This is a genomic window from Pseudohongiella spirulinae (genome assembly GCF_001444425.1).
Classification (GTDB): domain Bacteria; phylum Pseudomonadota; class Gammaproteobacteria; order Pseudomonadales; family Pseudohongiellaceae; genus Pseudohongiella; species Pseudohongiella spirulinae.
The window spans coordinates 1,590,875-1,611,575 of the sequence record NZ_CP013189.1; the positions used below are offsets into that span (position 1 = coordinate 1,590,875).

Annotated in this window: 21 protein-coding genes; 15 read left to right on the top strand and 6 right to left on the bottom strand. The window is 52.0% G+C overall.

Features of this window, described 5'->3' with window-relative positions; all coding sequences use genetic code 11:
* Window positions 1-3: 3 nt before the first annotated feature.
* Genes mnhG through PS2015_RS07205 form a run of 8 tightly spaced genes read left to right on the top strand, consistent with a single transcriptional unit; the run spans window position 4 to window position 6,634 of the window.
* Window positions 4-333 carry a monovalent cation/H(+) antiporter subunit G gene (gene mnhG / locus PS2015_RS07170; protein ID WP_058021574.1) on the top strand — a complete coding sequence of 110 codons (330 nt, stop codon included), beginning with the start codon at window positions 4-6 and terminating at the stop codon, window positions 331-333.
* The gene (locus PS2015_RS07175) at window positions 330-887 is read left to right on the top strand and encodes a DUF4040 domain-containing protein (protein WP_335338262.1); all 558 of its coding nucleotides are present in this window, start codon (window positions 330-332) and stop codon (window positions 885-887) included. Before mnhG ends, PS2015_RS07175 begins: the two co-directional genes overlap by 4 nt.
* On the top strand, window positions 884-1,306 hold the full coding sequence (locus PS2015_RS07180) for a Na(+)/H(+) antiporter subunit B (protein ID WP_082628023.1): 423 nt from the start codon (window positions 884-886) through the stop codon (window positions 1,304-1,306). Before PS2015_RS07175 ends, PS2015_RS07180 begins: the two co-directional genes overlap by 4 nt.
* Window positions 1,303-1,656 (top strand): cation:proton antiporter subunit C, encoded by a 354-nt coding sequence (locus PS2015_RS07185; protein ID WP_082628024.1) that lies wholly within the window; start codon window positions 1,303-1,305, stop codon window positions 1,654-1,656. The genes PS2015_RS07180 and PS2015_RS07185 overlap by 4 nt, the downstream gene beginning before the upstream one ends.
* Window positions 1,656-3,134, top strand: a complete 1,479-nt coding sequence (locus tag PS2015_RS07190) for a monovalent cation/H+ antiporter subunit D family protein (protein ID WP_058021575.1) — start codon at window positions 1,656-1,658, stop codon at window positions 3,132-3,134. The genes PS2015_RS07185 and PS2015_RS07190 overlap by 1 nt, the downstream gene beginning before the upstream one ends.
* Window positions 3,131-4,597: a monovalent cation/H+ antiporter subunit D family protein gene (locus PS2015_RS07195; RefSeq protein WP_058021576.1), complete on the top strand. Its 1,467-nt coding sequence runs from the start codon at window positions 3,131-3,133 to the stop codon at window positions 4,595-4,597. Before PS2015_RS07190 ends, PS2015_RS07195 begins: the two co-directional genes overlap by 4 nt.
* Window positions 4,597-4,953, top strand: coding sequence for a hypothetical protein (locus PS2015_RS07200; RefSeq protein WP_058021577.1), 357 nt, complete (start codon window positions 4,597-4,599; stop codon window positions 4,951-4,953). Before PS2015_RS07195 ends, PS2015_RS07200 begins: the two co-directional genes overlap by 1 nt.
* Window positions 4,940-6,634, top strand: a complete 1,695-nt coding sequence (locus PS2015_RS07205) for a Na(+)/H(+) antiporter subunit D (RefSeq protein ID WP_058021578.1) — start codon at window positions 4,940-4,942, stop codon at window positions 6,632-6,634. The genes PS2015_RS07200 and PS2015_RS07205 overlap by 14 nt, the downstream gene beginning before the upstream one ends.
* Before the next feature lie 41 nt (window positions 6,635-6,675).
* Here PS2015_RS07205 and PS2015_RS07210 read toward each other — a convergent pair whose 3' ends face one another.
* Window positions 6,676-8,295, bottom strand: a complete 1,620-nt coding sequence (locus PS2015_RS07210) for a lytic transglycosylase (protein WP_082628025.1) — start codon at window positions 8,293-8,295, stop codon at window positions 6,676-6,678.
* Between the two features lie 32 nt (window positions 8,296-8,327).
* Window positions 8,328-9,131 (bottom strand): hydroxyacylglutathione hydrolase, encoded by an 804-nt coding sequence (gene gloB, locus PS2015_RS07215; RefSeq protein ID WP_058021579.1) that lies wholly within the window; start codon window positions 9,129-9,131, stop codon window positions 8,328-8,330.
* 94 nt (window positions 9,132-9,225) lie between these two features.
* Between gloB and PS2015_RS07220 the strand changes: the two genes are divergently transcribed.
* Genes PS2015_RS07220 through PS2015_RS07245 form a run of 6 tightly spaced genes read left to right on the top strand, consistent with a single transcriptional unit; the run spans window position 9,226 to window position 14,128 of the window.
* On the top strand, window positions 9,226-10,059 hold the full coding sequence (locus tag PS2015_RS07220; RefSeq protein WP_058021580.1) for a class I SAM-dependent methyltransferase: 834 nt from the start codon (window positions 9,226-9,228) through the stop codon (window positions 10,057-10,059).
* Window positions 10,060-10,077: 18 nt separating this feature from the next.
* Window positions 10,078-10,530: a ribonuclease HI gene (gene rnhA, locus PS2015_RS07225; RefSeq protein ID WP_211271219.1), complete on the top strand. Its 453-nt coding sequence runs from the start codon at window positions 10,078-10,080 to the stop codon at window positions 10,528-10,530.
* Window positions 10,530-11,246, top strand: a complete 717-nt coding sequence (dnaQ, locus tag PS2015_RS07230) for a DNA polymerase III subunit epsilon (protein WP_058021582.1) — start codon at window positions 10,530-10,532, stop codon at window positions 11,244-11,246. The genes rnhA and dnaQ overlap by 1 nt, the downstream gene beginning before the upstream one ends.
* Window positions 11,246-12,031, top strand: coding sequence for an NAD(+) diphosphatase (gene nudC, locus PS2015_RS07235; RefSeq protein ID WP_058021583.1), 786 nt, complete (start codon window positions 11,246-11,248; stop codon window positions 12,029-12,031). The genes dnaQ and nudC overlap by 1 nt, the downstream gene beginning before the upstream one ends.
* Window positions 12,032-12,034: 3 nt before the next feature.
* Window positions 12,035-13,084, top strand: a complete 1,050-nt coding sequence (gene sohB, locus PS2015_RS07240; protein WP_058021584.1) for a protease SohB — start codon at window positions 12,035-12,037, stop codon at window positions 13,082-13,084.
* Between the two features lie 24 nt (window positions 13,085-13,108).
* Window positions 13,109-14,128, top strand: a complete 1,020-nt coding sequence (locus tag PS2015_RS07245; protein ID WP_058021585.1) for a YhdH/YhfP family quinone oxidoreductase — start codon at window positions 13,109-13,111, stop codon at window positions 14,126-14,128.
* Window positions 14,129-14,155: 27 nt separating this feature from the next.
* On the opposite strand, the gene PS2015_RS07250 is transcribed toward PS2015_RS07245, so the two are convergent.
* Window positions 14,156-14,683 (bottom strand): DUF934 domain-containing protein, encoded by a 528-nt coding sequence (locus PS2015_RS07250; protein ID WP_058021586.1) that lies wholly within the window; start codon window positions 14,681-14,683, stop codon window positions 14,156-14,158.
* 28 nt (window positions 14,684-14,711) lie between these two features.
* Window positions 14,712-16,397: a nitrite/sulfite reductase gene (locus PS2015_RS07255; protein ID WP_058021587.1), complete on the bottom strand. Its 1,686-nt coding sequence runs from the start codon at window positions 16,395-16,397 to the stop codon at window positions 14,712-14,714.
* A gap of 187 nt (window positions 16,398-16,584) precedes the next feature.
* On the opposite strand from PS2015_RS07255, the gene PS2015_RS15895 reads away from it, so the two are divergent.
* Entirely contained in the window at window positions 16,585-16,713 is a 129-nt protein-coding gene (locus PS2015_RS15895) for a hypothetical protein (RefSeq protein ID WP_257721211.1), read from the top strand.
* A gap of 1 nt (window position 16,714) precedes the next feature.
* Here the strand turns inward: PS2015_RS15895 and PS2015_RS07260 are convergent, their stop codons facing one another.
* Together PS2015_RS07260 and metH are read right to left on the bottom strand one after the other, a co-directional pair.
* A complete protein-coding gene (locus tag PS2015_RS07260) occupies window positions 16,715-16,960 on the bottom strand; it encodes a DUF2970 domain-containing protein (RefSeq protein ID WP_058021588.1) in 246 nt (81 codons plus the stop codon).
* A 23-nt stretch (window positions 16,961-16,983) separates the two neighbouring features.
* Window positions 16,984-20,685, bottom strand: a complete 3,702-nt coding sequence (metH, locus tag PS2015_RS07265) for a methionine synthase (RefSeq protein WP_418054916.1) — start codon at window positions 20,683-20,685, stop codon at window positions 16,984-16,986.
* Between the last annotated feature and the right edge of the window lie 16 nt (window positions 20,686-20,701).

The following is a 20,701-nucleotide window of genomic DNA, read 5'->3' on the forward strand; positions in this document are numbered from 1 at the left end:
GTCATGGATATTCTGCAATGGCTGTCAGCCATCCTGCTGTTGTCTGGTTGTGCGCTGGGCATAATTGGTGGTGTTGGCATAATCCGTTTTCCTGATTTCTACACGCGCATGCACGCCGCGGGCGTGACGGATACATTATGTGCGGGTCTGTTCTTCGGCGGTCTGATGATTCATTTCGGATTAACGCTGGCCAGCGCCAAATTGTTGCTCATTTTCCTCTTCATGTTGTTTACCTGTCCGACAGCCTCTCATGCACTGGCCAAGTCAGCCCGTCATGGCGGTCTGAAGCCCTGGACTCGCGATAGTGCTGCAAACGGGGGTGCGAGTCAGTGATCCTGGAACAATTAATTGATGTGTTTTTGTTGGCGTTTCTGGCCGTTATTTCGATTGCCGTGCTGAGAATGCGCGATCTATTCGGCGCCGTCATGTTATTCGGATTGTATAGCCTGACATCCGCGTCATTGTTTATGGTGCTAGATGCCGCCGATGTCGCATTTACTGAGGCGGCAGTAGGGGCAGGTATTTCGACAATTCTTATGCTCTGCACATTGTCGTTGACGGGCCGCAAGGAAAAATCCCTGCAGAAGAAAGCCAAAATGCTGCCCTTGATTATCGTTTTGGTGACCGGTGCTACATTGATTTACGGCATTCTGGATTTGCCGCCATTTGGAGCGCCCGACAATCCGCCTCATACCCATGTTACGCCGCGTTATATCGAACAGTCTCCCGAGGAAATCGACGTGCCGAATTTTGTGACGGCAGTCCTGGCCAGTTACAGAGGCTTTGATACGTTGGGTGAAGTTGTGGTGATCTTTACGGCTGGTGTGGGGGTTCTATTGCTGATCGGGCGCCGTCGCAGAGATGAGAAAAAGGAGCGTGCATCGTGAGCGATCACCTGATTCTGAGGATTGTCGGTAAGTTCCTGATACCGTACATAATGTTGTTTGCTCTGTATGTGCAGTTTCATGGTGATTTCGGGCCGGGCGGTGGGTTCCAGGCCGGGGTTATATTCGCCTCGGCATTCGTGATTCACACCTTGCTGTTTGGGGTGCAAAGCACCCAGAAAATTGCCCCGCCATGGGTGCTTAAAATTATCTCTTCCTCTGGTGTATTGCTGTACGCCGGCGTGGGTGTTGCTACTCTCCTTATGGGTGGACTTTATCTTGATTACGATGTGCTGGCTGCAGACCCGATTGCCGGTCAGCATATCGGAATTATTCTTGTTGAATTCGGTGTCGGTTTGACAGTGGCATCAGTGATGATGCTGTTGTTCTTTACATTCGCCGACAGGGGAGAACAGGCGTGAGTGGATTGGGAATCTGGAATTACGTCATTATCGTCGCGCTTATGATGATAGGTCTTTACATGGTCATGTCGAGCAGCAACCTGGTGAAGAAGCTGATTGGGTTGAATGTGTTTCAGACCTCTGTGTTTTTTCTTTACATCAGTTTCGGTTACATCGACGGCGGTGCCGGTCCGGTTCTGGCTGAAGGCGTTACTCTTTACTCGAACCCGCTGACTCATGTGCTCATTTTGACAGCGATTGTTGTGGGTGTTGCAACGACGGCTGTTGGTCTGGCGCTGTCTATAAGAATCAAAGAATCGTTCGGAACTATTGAAGAAGACGATTTGCACAATATGGACTCCTCTATCTAATGTTAACGCACCTGCCTGTATTGATAGTTCTGGCGCCCTTGCTGGGTGCTCCGGTTGCTGCGCTGCTGCGTGGTTCTAATTGGCCGTGGCTTCTTGCCACCCTGATATCATGGTTTTCATTGATCTGCAGTGTACTGTTACTTATGCAGGTCAATAATGAAGGTACCATTATCTATACAATGGGCGGCTGGGAAGCTCCCTGGGGTATTGAGTATCGTCTGGATTTTGCCAACTCGCTGTTACTGGTACTCATAACCGGTTTAGCCAGCGTTGTACTGCCTTATGCACGTCTTAGTGTTGAGCAGGAGATTGGCGCTGAGAAAAGCCCGCTGTTTTACGCGGCCCTGTTGCTGCTGATTCTGGGTTTGTGTGGTATCAGTGCCACCGGAGACGCTTTTAACGTATTTGTATTCCTTGAAATATCTTCACTGGCAACTTACACATTGATTGCCATGGGACGTGATCGAAGGGCTCTGACTGCCTCATTCTCGTATCTGATCATGGGCACCATCGGCGCGACATTCTATTTGATTGGCATTGGCTTTTTATATGTGATGACTGGCACGCTTAATATGGCTGACCTGGCTGAACGCCTGCCTGCCATGAGTGACAGCAGCACAGTCAGAACGGCTTTCGCGTTTATAGTCACAGGCATCTGCCTGAAGCTGGCGTTATTTCCCTTGCATCTTTGGCTTCCCAATGCCTATACCTATTCCCCCTCCGCTGTAACCGCTTTTCTCGGCGCAACAGCGACTAAAGTAGCCGTCTACGTCCTGATCCGATTCGTATTCACGATTTTCGGCGTCGATTTCAGCTTTGGCATGGAACCTCTGGCAGAAGTATTGATCCCGCTGTCAATTATTGGATTGTTGAGTGCTTCAACTGTCAGCATCACGCAGCCCAACATCAAGCGAATGCTGGCATATTCCAGTGTTGCGCAGATTGGCTACATTGTTCTAGGCCTGGCCATGGGGACCGCCATGGGGCTTACCGCTTCTTTGCTGCATATGTTCAATCACGGCTTGATGAAAGGTGCGCTGTTTATGGTTATGGGTGCGGTAGCCTATCGCATGGGGGGTACAGACATCAGTAATATGAACGGCCTGTCCAAAACCATGCCACTGACGTTCTGGGCTTTTGTTATCGGCGGGCTCAGTTTGATCGGTGTCCCTTTGACTGTCGGATTTGTGAGTAAATGGCATTTGATTCTGGCTGCAATGGAGCTGGGATGGTGGCCGGTAGTTGTGGTGATTCTTGTTGGCTCCATGCTGGCCGTCTTGTATGTAGGCCGAGTCGTAGAGGTTGGCTTTTTCGGTGAGCCTGAAGATACGACGCGACGCGAAGCACCGCTGGGGTTGCTGATACCGCTTTGGGTGCTGATTATCGCGAATATCTGGTTCGGTATTGATACTCGTCTGACCGTGGATATAGCCGAAGCGGCGGCTGCGCAGCTGATGTCCGGAGGTGTAATCCGATGAGTGCTAACACCGCATTGATTTTGACCCTGATTGTGCCTTTGTTGGGCGCAATTCTGATTGGTCTTGCCGGACGATGGCCTAATCTGAGAGAAACAGTCACTATTGTCACGGCGCTGAGTCTGTTCGGCCTGGTCATTCGGGTTTTACTCGGGCTGAATGCCGGAGACGATATTAGCGTTGAAGTTGTCACTGTATTCTCTGGCGTTCCAATTGCTTTCAATACAGAGCCGCTTTCCATTCTGTTCGCCATGATTGCCAGTGGACTATGGGTTGTTACTTCTGTTTACGCAATTGGATATATGCGTGGCACACACGAAACCAAACAGACGCGCTTCTATGTCTGTTTTGCGTTAGCACTGTTTGGCGCCATGGGTGTGGCATTTTCTGCAAATCTACTGACGCTGTTCATCTTTTACGAAGTTTTGACGCTGTCTACATATCCACTGGTGACACACAAAGGTGATGCCAAAGCCAAGGCTGGTGGTCGGACCTATCTTGGGATTCTGATGACTACGTCTATTGTGTTTTTGCTGCCTGCCGTCATCTGGACATATGCGGCGGCCGGGACGCTGGACTTTGTTCCTGGCGGGATTCTGGATGGCAAGCTGGAAGCAACCTCTGCAACGCTTCTGTTGCTGTTGTTCCTGTTTGGTGTCGCCAAGGCAGCCGTAATGCCGGTACATCGATGGTTGCCGGCAGCCATGGTGGCTCCCACCCCGGTGTCGGCGCTGTTGCATGCGGTAGCAGTTGTAAAAGCGGGTGTTTTCACGCTGATCAAAGTCGTGATTTACATTTTTGGTACCGACTACCTTGCCCAGGTGCCCTACGAACAGATCGCGGTTTACCTGGCAGGCTTTACCGTGGTTGCGGCATCCTGTATCGCGCTTCGGCAAACAAACATCAAACGTCTGCTGGCTTATTCGACTGTCGGGCAGTTAGGCTACATCGTAATGGCTGCCATGGCGCTGGCGCCATTCTCTGAAGTTGGCGCGGCCATTCACATTGCCGCGCACGCTTTCGGAAAGATCACACTGTTCTTTACGGCAGGTGCTATATATGTCGCTTCCAAAAAGACCGAAGTGACCCAGCTCAACGGGATCGGATGGCGAATGCCATACACCATGACAGCGTTTGCAGTGGGTGCTTTGTCCATGATAGGGGTGCCGCCAACTGCCGGTTTTGTATCAAAGTGGTTTATTATTGCCGGCGCGTTCCAGACTGATAACTACTTCGTTTTGCTGGTACTTATCCTGTCAACAGCACTGAACGCGGCCTATTTCCTGCCAATCATATTTAATGCTTTCTTCAAGGCAGAGGACGTGACTCCGGCTAAAGACCATAGCGAGGCGCCTGCTAATATGGTTATCGCGCTGTGTGTAACTGCATCTCTGACTTTGTTGTTCTTCTTCTTTAACGGTCCGGTTCTGGATCTCGAAACTCAGATTGTCGGAGGGATGCCGTGATGGCTGAGAACACTGACGAGATAAAGCATATTTCGCCGAAGGCCGGTCGCGGCCTGGTCGCCAATGAATATGGTGCGGATTGTCCTCGGATAGAGGTGCCGGAGCTGCATGATGGCAAGCCGCACTGGCTGGTGCGCCAGGGCACTATAAAAATTCTGTGGTGGGTATTCTCGGGCATTCTGGCCCTGACTGTGATTGCGCAATTTTTTGTGCATGTACATGAGTATTTCTCTATAGATGGCTGGTTTGGTTTTTATGCCATCTACGGTTTTGTCAGCTGCCTGGGCATGGTGGTATTCGCCAAACTGCTGGGTGTATTGTTAAAGCGTCCGGATACGTATTATGACGATCTCTGAATTAATGTTCCCACCCGCGTTCATCATGATATTCGGCGCGATGCTGATGCCGGTCGTGCGCGAGAGTTTCAGACCTGTACTGATGATCCTGGTTCCGCTTCTGACTCTGCTGATGATCTGGAATCTGGATGATGGCGTGTTATTGACAGCTCGCTTTCTGGGTTATGAAGTAGAACTGGTCGAAGCCAGCAACGTCAGGAGGCTGTTCGCTACAATTTTTGCACTGATGGCAATGGTTGGCGGCTTTTTTGCGTTCCGTCATGCCAAAGTTGCTGAATTGTCTGCTGCCATGGCCTACGCCGCAGGTGCTGTGGGTGTCTCATTTGCAGGTGATCTGATCACTTTGTTCCTTTTTTGGGAATTCATGGCTCTGTTCTCGACTGTTGTTGTATGGTGTGGCGGCACCGAAGAGGCGAGGCGGGCCGGTATACGCTACGGTATCATGCACCTGATAGGCGGTATTATTCTCAAGATTGGTATTGAAGGGGTTGCCGTTCAGACGGGGTCGATCGCGATTCAGCCGCTGCAACTGGACAGCTTTGCCACGTGGATGATGCTGATCGGTGTGCTTATCAATGCGGCCGCGCCACCCGTATCCGCATGGCTGTCAGATGCCTATCCTGAAGCCAGTCCGACGGGCTCGGTGTTTTTATCAGCGTTCACCACCAAGACGGCTGTTCTGGCATTATGGCTGTTATTCCCGGGCCAGCAGGTGCTGATCTGGGTAGGCCTGTATATGATTTTCTATGGCATCATCTATGCGCTCATGGAAAATGATATGCGTCGAATTCTGGCCTACTCGATTGTTAACCAGGTCGGGTTCATGGTAGTTGGTGTGGGTATAGGGACAGAGATGGCGTTGAATGGCGTGGCGGCACATGCCTTTTCGCATATCATCTACAAAGCCCTGCTGCTGATGAGCGCCGGTGCAGTTATGGTGCAGACCGGTAAACGCAAATGTACTGACCTGGGCGGCCTTTACCGGACCATGCCGGTAACGGCGGTTTGTGGCATAATCGGAGCTCTGGCAATCTCCGCCTTTCCTTACACTTCCGGTTTCATTTCCAAGTCCATGATCAGCTCCGGCGCAGCCTACGAGCAGTATGCCTTTGTCTGGTACTGTCTGGTGGCAGCATCTGCGGGTGTATTTCTGCACGCCGGTATCAAGTTCCCGTGGTTTGTATTTTTCCAGAAAGACTCTGGTCTGCGGCCTAAAGATCCGTCCTGGAATATGCAGGCAGCCATGATTTTCTTTGCGGCAGCTTGTGTGCTGATCGGTGTATTCCCGCAGTTGCTGTACACCTTCCTGCCGTTTGAAGCGACTTATGAGCCCTATACAGCGGATCATCTGGTCACTCAACTGCAGTTGTTGTTGTTTGCGGGGCTGGCGTTCTTTGTCACCTTGCCATTGATGAAACGCACGCTGACGATCAGCCTGGATATTGACTTCTTTTACCGTCGACTTGGGCCAGTGATATGGCGGTCATTCGAGTCCGCTTTAAAAGCAGGCTCGACACTGCTGACTAATCTGCTGTCAGCACCTGCTCGCGGTATTCCGGCGTTTTTGATGCGCTATCATGGACCTGATGGTCCATTGGCCAGAAGCTGGCCTACCGGCAGCATGTTGCTGTGGGTAACTGCCATGCTGGTGGTGATATTGCTCGGGGCGCGCTTCCTGTAACAGGAAGGCGCCCGATATGCCGTAAGCGCGGGATTAGCTGATTATTGATTAAGATACAGCCGCAGTTCCTGGCCAGGATGGATGAGCGCATTGCGGCGTATGTTATTCCACTGAAGGATCTGATCGACGCTGATGCCGTGGCTGCGGGCAATTCTGACCAGGGTATCACCGGATCTCACTTCGTAGCGGGTGACCTGCATGTCAGGATTCTGGCTGCTGCGTATATTGGTGGATGCAGTCAGCGCAGGGTCCTGCAACATCAAACGCTGACCCGGCTGCAGGATGGCTTCAGAGCTCAGTTGATTCCAATTGATCAGTTCCGCTACCGTCAGCCGATAGCGATTAGCAATTCCCCAGAGACTATCGCCGCTTCTTACTGTGTAAATACCGGCCGGGATGGGGCTTTGATTATCGGCTGCCAGCTGTATCGACGGCAGCAGGTCGCCCTCACGATAGGCGCGAGGAATGAGCAGTGAGTCGCCTGCACGAATCCGGCTGCCGGAAATATTATTGACCTGCTGCAGGGCACCGACCGTCGTGCGATAGTTGCGGGCGATGGCTATCAAGGTGTCACCCGGCTTGATTTGATAGCGATCCCAGGTAATCTGCTGGTCTCCAAGATCCTCTAGCCGGCTTTCAAAGAGTTCCTGTCTGTCGATTGGCAGGTTCACGATGTGAGGCCCGTCAGGATGTGTTGCCCATTGGAGATAGCCTGGATTTAACTGATAGAAGACCTCCGGCTCCAGGTCAGCCAATTGTGCTGCCAGTGTCAGATCAATCTGATTTCCTACATCTACCCGCGCCAGCCAGGGTTCATCCGGCACCGGGCTGAGAGTCAGACCATACTTGAGCGGGTCAGCCATCACATACGATAAACCCAGTAACCTGGGTACATGTCGCCGAGTCTCCCGGGGCAATGCCAATGACCAGAAGTCACTGTTCTGACCACGTTGCTGATTACGGCTGAGCGCTCTGGATACGTTGCCCTGACCGGCGTTATAGGCCGCCAGGGCCAACAGCCAATCCTGATCAAACTGTTGATACAGTCGTTCAAGGTAATCAAGTGCTGCAGAGGTTGATGCAATCGGGTCATGACGGCCGTCATACCACCAGTCTCGTTTTAAGCCCATGCTGCGGGCGGTAGGGGCCATAAATTGCCAGAGTCCAGCCGCGTTAGCCCTGGATCTTGCTTCCGGCCGGAAAGCGCTTTCCACGACAGGCAGCAGCGCCAGTTCCATTGGCAAACCGCGACGCTCAATCTCGTCTGTAATTTCAAATATAAACGGGGTAGCTCGTTCGCTGACCTCTGTTAAATAGTCCGGGTTTTCGACAAACCAGTCGATTGCTTCCTGAATATCATCGTTGTAGTGACGGTGGTAAAACTGCATACCCTCGCTGATTCTGGACCAGATGCTGTCACGGAAGGCAATTTCAGCCTCTGACAAGGGGGTTGCCTGTTCAGCTGTTGGTAGTGGCCGGTTGATGTCCCGGCGTCTGGTCTGGTTTGCAGTGCTTGTCTGATTGCGGGCTTCGCTGAGGGAGCCTGGCTCTTCCGGAATTTCATCCTGAAGGGTGGAGCAGGCATTAATCAGAAGTGTAAAACTGATCAGAGCGGCCAATCGCCGGCGACGGAAACGGGGTTTATGTAAAACTGATATCATTTAACGGCTTGTTCCTGTTTTATAACGGCGACTCAAACGCTGTCTTTCCAGTTCCGTAGCGCAGCAAAAACCTGCTGGTCGCTGTGACTTACGGAAAGTTTGTTATTGGCGGCCAGGTGATTGCCCAAACTTTCAATGTGACAACGTAAAAACGGATTGGTTCGCAGCTCAAGGTCAATGTTTGATGGCAGGGTTGGCTCATCTCGTTGCCGTTTGGCCGATTCATTTTTAACGCGCTCAGTAATGGCATTGTTGCCGGGCTCCGCCATCGCTGCAAAGCGCAAGTTGTTCAATGTATATTCGTGAGCGCAATATATTAAGGTATCTTTGGGTAGTCTGGCGAGTTTTTGCAGTGATTGATACATCATCTCTGCGTTACCCTCGAATATCCGACCGCAACCAGCAGCGAACAGAGTGTCCCCACAAAACAGCATGGGCTGTGCGGTGGCTGCATCGGGGGTTGTAGGAGTTGGTGCGGCGTAAAATGCAATGTGGTCCAGCGTATGACCAGGAACCTCCAACACTCGCATACGCAAGGAACCAAGAACTACTATTTCGTCATTCTCTCCCAGCGGATGCTGAATTCCGGCAATGTGATCACCCTGTGGGCCAAACGCTTCAGCGTCATAATCCGTAAGCAGTGCCTTCAAACCGCCGGTGTGATCAGGGTGATGATGGGTGATCAGAATCGTGCTCAGCCCAAGTGAGTGCTGTTGCAGAAAATCGCGAACCGGTGCTGCATCACCTGGATCAACAACTACACACTGAGTGCCATCATGGATGGCCCATATATAATTGTCGTTAAATGCCGGTATGGGATAAACGCTTAAAGTCATAGTCTGCCTCCGATACAATTAACCTGAATGATAACAGATCCGCTTTGGTCCCGAGCCGGGTGGGTGCTAGAATCCCTGGATCAAGGAATCTCAAATGACGAATAGATCTGATCGCCGTGCCGCGCTGCCAGATGCGGCAGCGTTGGAACCAGCTCTCACCGAGTGGCTGAGTTCGCCGCTGGGCAGCGCCCTGCTTGAGGCCGAGCGGCGCTCATTGTCGCCCGTGCTCAGCAGAGTATTTGGCTATCACGTTCTGCAATTGAGCTGTGCCCCGGACGTCGACATGCTGGGCGACTGTCTGGTCGCTCATAAAATCAAATTTGCCCCCGTTTGGCGCCCCGAGCGTCGTCATGCTGTTGCCAGCATCGAAGCCTTGCCCCTGGAGACAGACAGTATTGACGCAGTACTTGTGCATCATGCGCTGGACTATACCCAGGACAGTCACCGCTTGTTGCGCGAAGCGACGCGCGTACTGAGACCGGGCGGTCGACTGTTGATAGTGGGGTTTAATCCACTGAGTTTATGGGGCCTGGCCCGTTTGATACGTTGGCGTCCAACAACCCCCTGGAATGCCAGGTTTCTGTCACGCAGGCGTCTGGCCGATTGGCTGAGCCTGCTGGACTTCCACATTGACTCCGTGAGTTATGGTGGATTTCTGCCCCCGCTTAAACACCCACGGTTACTGGCCCGGGCGCATGATATTGAACGTTGGCTTGATCGCCTGGGTAATCCCACAGGCGCGTTTTACCTGGTAGTTGCCAGCAAGCAGCGTACGCCTCTTATCCCGGTTACGCCGCGCTGGCGCAAATTGCGGCGCCCGACACTGGGTGTGTCATTGGTAGATACAGCGCGCGTTCAGCCAGTCAGGGAAAGCCGTGTGTTGCCGTTTCGGCCCAGAACAGAGCCTGGCGAGAACAATTCCAAATAAATAATCAAGGTTAGTATTTTGCAGGATGTAATTGAAATATATACAGATGGAGCCTGCAGGGGTAATCCTGGACCCGGTGGATGGGGTGCTGTGCTTCGTTACAAAGGCTCTGAAAAGCGACTTTATGGTGGTGAGCTGGCAACAACGAATAACCGTATGGAACTTACTGCGGTAATTAAGGCGCTGCAGGCACTTAAACGTGATGATTGTGAGGTTCAACTTTACAGCGATTCGCGCTACGTGCTGAACGGCATCAGTGAGTGGATGAGCGACTGGAAGCGGCGTGGCTGGAAGACGGCAGCAAAAAAGCCGGTACTTAATCAGGATCTATGGCAGGTGCTTGATGAGTTGAGTCAGCAGCACAGGATTAGCTGGCACTGGGTCAAAGGACACAGCGGACATCCTTTGAATGAGCTGGCTGATCAACTGGCGAATCAGGGTATTGATGAATCAAGCGGAGCGATGAACTAATGCGTCAGATTGTATTGGATACTGAAACGACAGGCCTGGAAGCCTCCCAGGGACATCGTATTATCGAAATCGGTTGTGTTGAGCTGGAAAATCGTCGTTTGACTGGCAGGCACTATCATCAGTATATCAGGCCGGATCGGGAGATCGACGAAGGGGCGCAGCAGGTGCATGGTATCAGCAATGAGTTTCTGGCTGATAAACCAGACTTTGCCGGTATTGCTGACGAATTTCTGGCTTTTGTGTCCGGTGCCGAATTGCTGATTCACAACGCGGCGTTTGATATCGGTTTTCTGGATGCAGAGCTGGAGCGTTTGGGCAGTACATACGGGAGCATGTCAGACTATTGCCAGGTTACTGACACCCTGGCACTGGCTCGACGCAAACATCCTGGTCAACGAAACAGTCTTGACGCACTCTGCAAGCGCTACGAGGTTGATAACTCGCACCGCGAACTGCACGGGGCACTGCTGGACTCTGAAATTCTGGCCGATGTTTATCTGCTGTTAACTGGTGGTCAAACCGACCTGGGTCTCGGCGCCGATGAGAGTTCTGCACATGGAGAGAGGTTGACGACGCAACGGGTAAATCGTGACGGGGTGCAGTTGTTTATCTCCCGGGTCAGCGCTGAAGAGGAACTGGCTCACAAAAAATTACTCGAGCGGATTAACAAGAGCAGCGGCGGAGGCTGTCTCTGGTTGCAAGAGCCCACCGCTTGATGCCAGCTGCTGTTATCCTTCTATATCAAGGCAAAGTGATACTTAACGGGCAGCAGTTTTTATGGCCCGCTGATATCTGCCAAACCAGGCAACTGGACGTGGAGTCTGTTCTGCCTGTGGATGGTGTATTCGGACACGACGACGCATGCCAGTTGGTTCAGCTTGAATCACTTTGCAACCTTGATGGTGCAGAGCCAATTTCAGTCCGGAACTTCCTGTTGGATAATGGCTTCGAAGCATTCTCCCTGCTGGGCAGAGCCAGCCAGCTTAGTCATTGGTATATGACACATCGGTATTGTGGGGCCTGTGGCGCCGCCACCACCATTGCGGAGTCCGGACGGTTTCTGAGCTGTGCAGACTGTGGCCGTGAGTATTATCCGCGTATAAATCCCTGCATTATTGTTCTGGTAACCAGGGGAGAGCAGGTTCTGTTGGCCCGAAGCAGTCGCCCGGGTGCGGATTTTTACAGTTGTCTGGCGGGTTTCATTGAGCCGGGCGAAAGTGCCGAGGAAGCGGTGGCCCGCGAAGTTTATGAAGAGGTGGGTATCCGGATACATAATATCCGCTACGTGCGCAGCCAGCCCTGGCCATTTCCCTCTCAGCTGATGCTGGCTTATTATGCAGACTACCTGGACGGAGAGATCACACCTTGTCCGGAAGAATTATCCGATGCGGCTTGGTTTTCAGTCGATCATCTGCCCCGGATTCCCTCGGCAGCCATCAGCGTGGCGGGGCAGCTAATCGAGCAATTTGTACAGCGAATAAATGCGATTAAAGGAGATTAGGCATTGGAATATTTGATTGACTATTTGATGTTTCTGGCACGGGCAGTGACTATAGTTGTTGCGGTCTTTGCAGTAGTCACGCTTATCGTTGCGGCAGGTCAGCGAAGCAAGCGCAGCATGCAGCGCGGCACTCTCAGTGTTGTGCACCTTAATAAAGAAATTGAGTCCCTCAAGGAGTCTTTGCAACGAACTGTGCTCGACAAAACTGCCTTTAAAAAGTTACTCAAACAACATAAAAAACAGGAAAAAGCAGAAGCCAGACAACATAAACAGAACAGCAGCGCTGAAGAATCGCGCCGCCGCCGGGTTTATGTGCTGAGTTTTGATGGTGACATGGAAGCCAGTGGACTGGATTCGCTACGAGAGGAGATTACGGCTGTGCTGACCATGGCAGAGCCACAGGATGAGGTCATGTTGCGACTGGAAAGTCCGGGCGGGATGGTGCATGCCTATGGACTTGCGGCCTCTCAGTTACTAAGGATTAAACAGAAGGATATTCCGCTGTCTGTCTGTGTCGATAAGGTGGCGGCCAGTGGTGGTTACATGATGGCCTGTGTTGCAGACCGGGTGATGGCGGCACCTTTTGCGATTCTCGGTTCCATCGGGGTGCTGGTGCAGATGCCTAATGTGCATCGCTTGCTGAAAAAGAACGATGTGGACTTCGAAATGATCACCGCCGGAGAATACAAGCGCACGCTGACACCCTTTACAGAAGTCACTGAAAAGGGGCGTGATAAGGTCCGGCAGGATGTTGAGGACATGCATGGACTATTCAAAGACTGGGTTAAAAAGTACCGCCCGGTTGTTGATATTGATGAAATAGCAACCGGAGAAACCTGGGTTGGACTGCAAGCTCAGGACCGGAATATGGTGGATATGATCGGCACCAGTGATGACTACATTGTCCAGGCCTGTGACCAGGCTGATGTCTATGAAGTCACCTATGAAATACGCATTCCTCTGGGCGAGAAAATCGGTGCCAGCCTGCATCATGCGATGGATAAAACATTACTGCGCTGGTGGCAAAGAGCGCGCACACCTGAACAATTCTAGGCACCTATCAAGTAAGGATTTAACATGGAACTGGATCAACAGGACTTTCGGGCATTGAGAGTTAGTGAACAGACGTCGGATCAAGGCAAAGCTACTTACAGTTCGCAGCTGGTCACTCGCAAGGTGGCCGAGTTGCCCGAGGGAGAAGTGCTCATCAGAGTGGCTTATTCTTCATTGAATTACAAAGATGCTTTGTCTGCCCGGGGCAACAAGGGGGTGACTCGACAGTATCCGCATACGCCAGGTATTGACGCAGCCGGCATCGTCGCAGAATCTCTGGATCCGGCCTTCCAGGCCGGTGATCAGGTAATTGTCATCGGTTATGACCTTGGTATGAATACCGATGGAGGATTTGGCCAGTTCATTCGTGTGCCGGCAAGCTGGATCGTCAAAAAACCGGCTGGATTGAGCCTTGAAGAAAGCATGATCATTGGCACGGCGGGCTTTACTGCTGCGCTATGCGTTGAAAAATTGCTGTTAAACGGTCTGCACCAAGATCAGGGCCCGGTCCTGGTGACCGGCGCCAGCGGTGGAGTTGGAAGCTTTGCGGTCGCCTTGTTGTCTCAGCTTGGGTTTCAGGTGACAGCAATGACTGGCTCAGAGTCTGCGCAGCAGTTTCTGAGAGAGCTGGGTGCAACTGAGCTTATTGGTCGCGAAAACTTTCAATCGGTCAATCCGAGACCCTTGCTGAAAGAACAGTGGGCAGGGGCGGTCGATGCCGTCGGCGGAGATATTCTGTTCAACGTCGTCAAGTCATTACGCTACGGTGGCAGCGTGGCCTGTTGTGGCCTGGTTGCATCGCCGAATTTTGAGGCGTCGGTTTTCCCTTTTATCTTGCGTGGTGTGAATCTGTTGGGTGTCGATTCTGTCAATCTGCCGATTGAGCACAAGCGCCAGATGTGGAATAAACTGGCAGGCAACTGGAAACCGGCGCAATTACGAAGGCTCCACTCGAGTGTGAAGCTGGAAGATCTTTCTGATGCTCTTGATCAGGTGTTTCAGGGACGCTCAACAGGCCGGTTGGTATTGAGCCTGCACGACTGATCAGACGCCTGATGTCGGATACAGCTATCAGGCGCGACGTCTGAACAGGGGCAGCTCCTGCACGGAGCTGCTCTGATAAGCGTCCTTGAAATCATACAGGGCTCTTATCATATCTTCAGGGTTCTGATCTGGCCTTGGTGCCAGCACATTAAAGCCGCATCGCGTCAAGTAAAAAGCCTGATCGCGAAGAATGTCGCCGAATGCCATCACGTCACCCTGGTAGCGAAGATTTTGCCGCAGCGATCGGGCAAGGCTGTATCCACGCCCGTCACTGAACACCGGAAAATGCACGGCAATAATGTCAATCCCGTTAATATCGACCTCGGGGGCGCTCAGCAGTGTGTCAGTTTTTTCATGACTGTCCAGCCACACTCCGGTCCGACCTGGACGGCTGCTGATGAATCCCTGTTCTGCAAGCCAGCAGCATAGAGGCACGATAATATCCACACCCTCCAGCTCCGCCAGCGCATCAACGCCCAGTGACTCGTCCAGAATGCGCCATGGCTGTGGTAATTGTTGTGCGTCTTTGATAATCCAGTCTGCTGCAACTGTCATAGTTGATGTCCTGTCGCTCTGCTCATTGTCAGGCCATGTGTGACAGAGCAGCTGTATCGGTTGTCGGCTTGCTGTAAAGCGCCGATTTGAAAGGTTCCATTCCAATCCTGTCGTAGGTGTCCAGGAAGCTCTCTTTGCCAGTCCGGTGCTGCTGATACACATTCATGATACAGCGAATAACGCCGGGGATTTCCTCAGCCGAGAATGCCGGACCTACAATTTTGCCAAGTGCCGTGGTGTTACTGGCAGAACCACCAAGCGATACTTGATAGAACTCTTCGCCTTTTTTATCAACACCCAGAATGCCAATGTTGCCAACATGGTGATGTCCACAGGCATTCATACAGCCGGAGATATTTAATGATACCTGCCCCAGGTCTTGCAGCTCTTGACGACTGAATGAACGCTGGATGGACTCAGCAATCGGGATGGACTTGGCATTAGCCAGGGCGCAAAAGTCACCTCCCGGACAGCAGATGATATCGCTGAGTAAACCGAGATTATCGGCCTGCAGGTCAAACGCCTTGAGTGCCTGCCAAAGTTCGTAAAGGCGGTCTGATTCCACATCAGCCAGCACGAGGTTCTGAGTGTGTGTGATGCGCATTTCACCAAAACTGAACTCGTCCGCCAGGTTGGCGATAAACCGCATCTGATCGGAAGTGATATCCCCGGGCGCGAAGCCGGTCTGCTTAAGGCAAAGGGTCACAATGCTGTAGCCCAGACGTTTGTGCTGACTGACATTTTGCTCAAACCAGGAGGCGAACAGCAAATCTGAATGCACGGAGGCGGAGAGGGTGTCGCTGCTATCGGGCAGCACTTTATAGGCCGGGTCGTGGAAAAAGGCGGCGCAACGAGCTATTTCTTCATCAGTAAGCGTCAAGGGTCCGTCTTTTACGGCCTGCCACTCCTGGTTTACTTTATCCCGGAATGCCTCTACACCCGTTTCTTTAACCAGTATCTTGATGCGAGCCTTGTATTTGTTGTCTCTTCGCCCCTCGCTGTTGTAAACGCGCAGTATCGCATCCAGATAGCTCAGCAGATGCCGTTTGGGCAGAAAGTCGCAGATTTCACTGCCAATAACCGGGGTGCGGCCAAGGCCGCCGCCCACCAGGACCCTGAAGCCGGTTTCATTCTCGGCGTTTTTTATGATGTACAGACCAATGTCGTGCACCTGGGTGGCTGCCTGGTCCTGCTTTGTGCCACAAACGGCGATCTTGAATTTACGCGGCAGGTAAGCGAACTCTGGGTGGAAGGTGGACCACTGCCTGATGATTTCGCAATAGTGGCGCGCATCTTCGGTCTCTTCGGCCGCCACACCAGCAAACTGATCGGTTGTTGTATTGCGGATGCAATTGCCGCTGGTCTGAATGGCGTGCATTTCAACCTCGGCCAGGTGTGCAAGGATATCAGGCACATCCGCCATCCTGGGCCAGTTGAACTGTATGTTCTGACGTGTCGTCAGGTGGCCGTAACCCTTATCGTAATGATCGGCAATAAACGCCAGCTTGCGCATTTGGTGACTGGACAGCATGCCGTACGGGATGGCAACGCGCAGCATAGGGGCGAGGCGCTGGACGTATAATCCGTTCTGCAGTCGCAGGGGCAGGAACTCGGCGTCTGACAGTTTGCCTGCAAGATAACGATTGGTCTGGTCACGGAATTGAGCGACCCGATCAGCCAGCATCTGGTGATCGTAGTTGTCATATCGGTACATAGATCAGTACTGCTCATTTAATTTAGGTTCTTATTGTAATAAAAACATATACTGATTACTACGTAATGGAATATGGTGCTTTTTCATATCAGTATGACCAGAAGTGATTTCTGCGGGACTCTTGATATTAGGGTGGAATCCATTAAAATGCCTTCGCATCCAAAAACCTTACGCACAGGCGGACTTTATGAGCGATCACACTGACAACGGCTATACCGAAGAAGAATTGCAGGCTAACAGCAGCGTTGATGCGCTGGCGATTTTTGCAATAGTGGTTGTGCTTGTGGGGTTAGTGATTTTTTACGTCGCCGGTTAACTCAAGGCAAGACCAGCCTGACTATCACGACCAAAGTTACCACGAACACAACCGTAAAAATGAGCGCGGCAGCGATAAAGCCCGAAATGGAGCCTTTTTCGAAGTCGCGCTCTTTGTTTTTCTGACTCTGTACACCAAAGCTGGCGGCAATGACACTGCCCATGGTTTGCCAGAATGACAACTTTCTATTTTCTTTCTGCGGTTCTTGAGACTGCTTCTGGTCAGGCTGATTTTGATGCTCAGTCATTAGATGTCCTGTTCATTTTAAATTCAATCAAGAAGATTTGGCTGCAGTAGCTGCTTCGCTGTGGCAATGTCTACACCGCGCCGGGAAGCGAAATCTTCGAGCTGATCATCGTTAATTTTGCCTACTGAAAAATAGCGGGACTCTGGGTGTGCAAAATAGAAACCGCTCACAGCCGCTGCCGGCAACATGGCATAACTCTCTGTTAAAGACATATTGATCTTGTCTTTGACACCCAATAATTCAAATATTGCGACTTTATCCGAATGTTCAGGGCAGGCGGGATAACCTGGGGCCGGGCGAATTCCGCGATATTTTTCCTTTATCAGTGACTCATTATCCAGAGTCTCATTGACGGCGTAAGGCCAGAACTCTTTGCGAACCCTTTCGTGCAGATGCTCTGCAAATGCCTCCGCTAATCGATCTGCCAATGCCTTCACCATCAAGGCGTTGTAGTCGTTGTTCTCCTGTTGGTACTGCTCAGCCAACTCCTGTGCGCCAATTCCGGCAGTCACTGCAAAGGCACCCAGATAGTCAGTTTCGGCCTGCTCTTCTGAGGCAACAAAATCAGCCAGGCACAGGTTCGGTATATCTTGTCCCTTTACACTTTGTTGTCTGAGGAAGTTAAAGGTGTGCAGCGCCTGTCTATGGCCTTCGTCAGCATACAATGTCACATCATTGGGCGCCGTTCGGGCGGCTGGCCAGAATCCAAAAACGGCCTGGGCCTTGAGTTTTTTGTGTTTGATGATATCAGACAGCAGGCCTTGGGCGTCGTCAAAGAGGTCGCGCGCTGCCTGCCCGACAACATCATCCTGCAGGATGGCTGGATACTTGCCAGCAAGGCTCCAGGTGATAAAGAAGGGGGTCCAGTCTATATACGGGACCAGTGCCTCCAGAGGGTAATCATCCAATACCTGGCTGCCGATCAGGGTCGGGCGGGTTATGGTATCGTTATGCCAGTTGAATCGTCCGGCATTATCCACCGCCTCGCTGAATGGCAGCAGGGAACTGCGTTGATCCCGCCCGGCCGTACGCGCCCGAATCTTGTCATACTCGGCTCTGACATTGTCAACAAAAGGACCGTAACTTTCCTTGTTTAACAGATTGCTGACTACTGTAACGCTGCGTGATGCATCCGGAACATAAATGGTTGCATTGTTCTTATAGTGCTGCTCGATCTTGACCGCTGTGTGTGCTTTGGAGGTTGTTGCGCCACCAATCAAGAGCGGGATATCAAAATTCTGCCGCTGCATTTCTTTCGCAACATGCACCATTTCGTCCAATGAAGGCGTGATCAATCCGCTAAGTCCAATGACATCAACATTATGCTCACGAGCCTGCTGCAGAATTTTTTCGCAAGGCACCATGACGCCCAGATCGATGATGTCGTAGTTATTGCAAGCCAGTACCACGCCTACAATATTTTTACCGATATCATGAACATCGCCTTTTACGGTCGCCAGCAACATCTTGCCCTTGGACTGTTGCTGGTCACCTGACTTGAGCTTTTCCGCCTCAATATAGGGTAGCAGGTAGGCCACTGCCTGCTTCATGACCCGGGCGCTTTTGACCACCTGTGGTAAAAACATCTTGCCGCTGCCAAACAGGTCACCAACTACGTTCATGCCGTCCATCAACGGGCCTTCGATGACTTGTATCGGCTTGTCAAACAGCTGTCGAGCCTGTTCAGTATCCTCGTCAATATAGCGTGTAATACCCTTGACCAGTGCGTGAGTGATGCGCTCCTGAACCGGACGTTCGCGCCAGCTCAGGTCTTCCTGAGATTCATTGCTGGCCCCGCCACTGTATTTGGCAGCGATTTCCATGAGCCGGTCTGTCCCGTCGGGCCTGCGGTTCTGCACGATATCTTCAACCCGTTCTCGCAATTCATCGGGAATCTGGTCGTAAACAGCCAACTGCCCGGCATTCACGATTCCCATATTCAGGCCCGCCTGTATGGCGTGAAACAGGAACACAGAGTGAATGGCTTCCCGCACAGGATCGTTGCCACGGAAGGAGAACGACACATTGCTGACCCCGCCCGATATCAGAGCGTGTGGCAGGTTTTTGCGGATATAACGACAGCTTTCAATAAAATCGACTGCGTAGTTATTGTGTTCTTCTATACCTGTAGCGATCGCAAAAATATTGGGATCAAAAATGATGTCCTGAGGAGGGAAGCGGGCTTCTTCCACCAGCAGGTCATAACTGCGTTGACAGATGGCCTGCTTTTTCTCCAGGGTATCGGCCTGGCCGCTTTCGTCAAAGGCCATAACCACAACCGCTGCGCCATAGCGGCGACAGAGGCGGGCCTTCTCCAGAAAGTCCTGTTCGCCTTCTTTAAGGCTGATGGAGTTTACAATGCCCTTGCCCTGAATATTTTTCAGACCTGTTTCTATCACCTCCCACTTGGAGGAGTCGATCATGATTGGCACACGACAGATATCGGGTTCGGCAGCAATCAAGCGCAGGAACTTCTCCATGGCGGCCCGTGAATCAAGCATACCTTCGTCCATGTTGATGTCGATAATCTGTGCGCCATTCTCGACCTGTTGCAAGGCCACATCCAATGCCTCAGCGTAGTGTTCCTCACGAATCAGGCGGGCGAATTTCTTGGAGCCGGTAATGTTGGTTCGCTCGCCAACATTGACAAACAGGGACTCTGGCCCGATATTGAAGGCCTCCAGACCACTGAGGCGGCATTTAACGGGTATATTCGGGATGACACGAGGCTTGTGGCGCGACACAGCTTCGGACACCGCACGAATGTGCTGAGGTGTTGTGCCGCAGCAACCACCTATGATATTCAGGAAACCGCTGGCAGCAAATTCCTCAACAATATCAGCCATTTCTTTTGCGCTTTGATCGTACTCTCCGAACTCATTTGGCAGGCCGGCATTCGGATGGGCAGACACGAAGGTGTTGGCCAGCCCGGATATTTCCTCGATATGTGGTCTTAGCTGCTCTGCACCCAGGGCGCAGTTAAAACCAACAGAAAGTGGTCTAACGTGCTCGATGGAGTTCCAGAAAGCCTCAACCGTCTGTCCCGACAAGGTGCGACCGCTGGCATCGGTGATGGTGCCGGAAATCATGACCGGCAGCTCAACACCCTTTCTTTCAAAGATATTGTGAACAGCAAAAAGCGCCGCCTTAGCATTCAGGGTGTCAAAAATCGTTTCGATCAGCAGCAAGTCAGCGCCGCCGTCGATCAGGCCGGTGACGGCAACTTCGTAATCCTTTACCAGCGTATCAAAGTCCGTATTTCGGTAGCCCGGATCGTTAACGTCGGGAGAAAGGGATGCCGTTCGGCTGGTAGGTCCGACCACACCTGCCACAAAACGTGGCTTTTCAGGTGTTTCGGCGCCTGCCGCATCGCAGCACTGCCTGGCGATCCTGGCACCTTCAGCATTAAGTTCGTACACCAGCGCCTGCAGTTGATAATCAGATTGCGACACCGCCGTTGAATTGAAGGTATTGGTTTCGATAATATCGGCACCGGCCTGCAGATATGCCATATGGATATCACGGATCAGATCCGGACGAGTCAGGGTCAGCAGGTCATTATTGCCTGTCAGATCTGAGCCGTGGTCAGCAAAGCGCTGTCCTCGAAAATCACTCTCGCCGAGTTTTGCCGCCTGAATCATGGTGCCCATCGCGCCGTCCAGAACCAGAATGCGTTTGCTCAGTGCGTCTTCGAGTGTTTTCCAGTTTCGGTGTCTGCTCATGATCAGGTCCATCAATTGT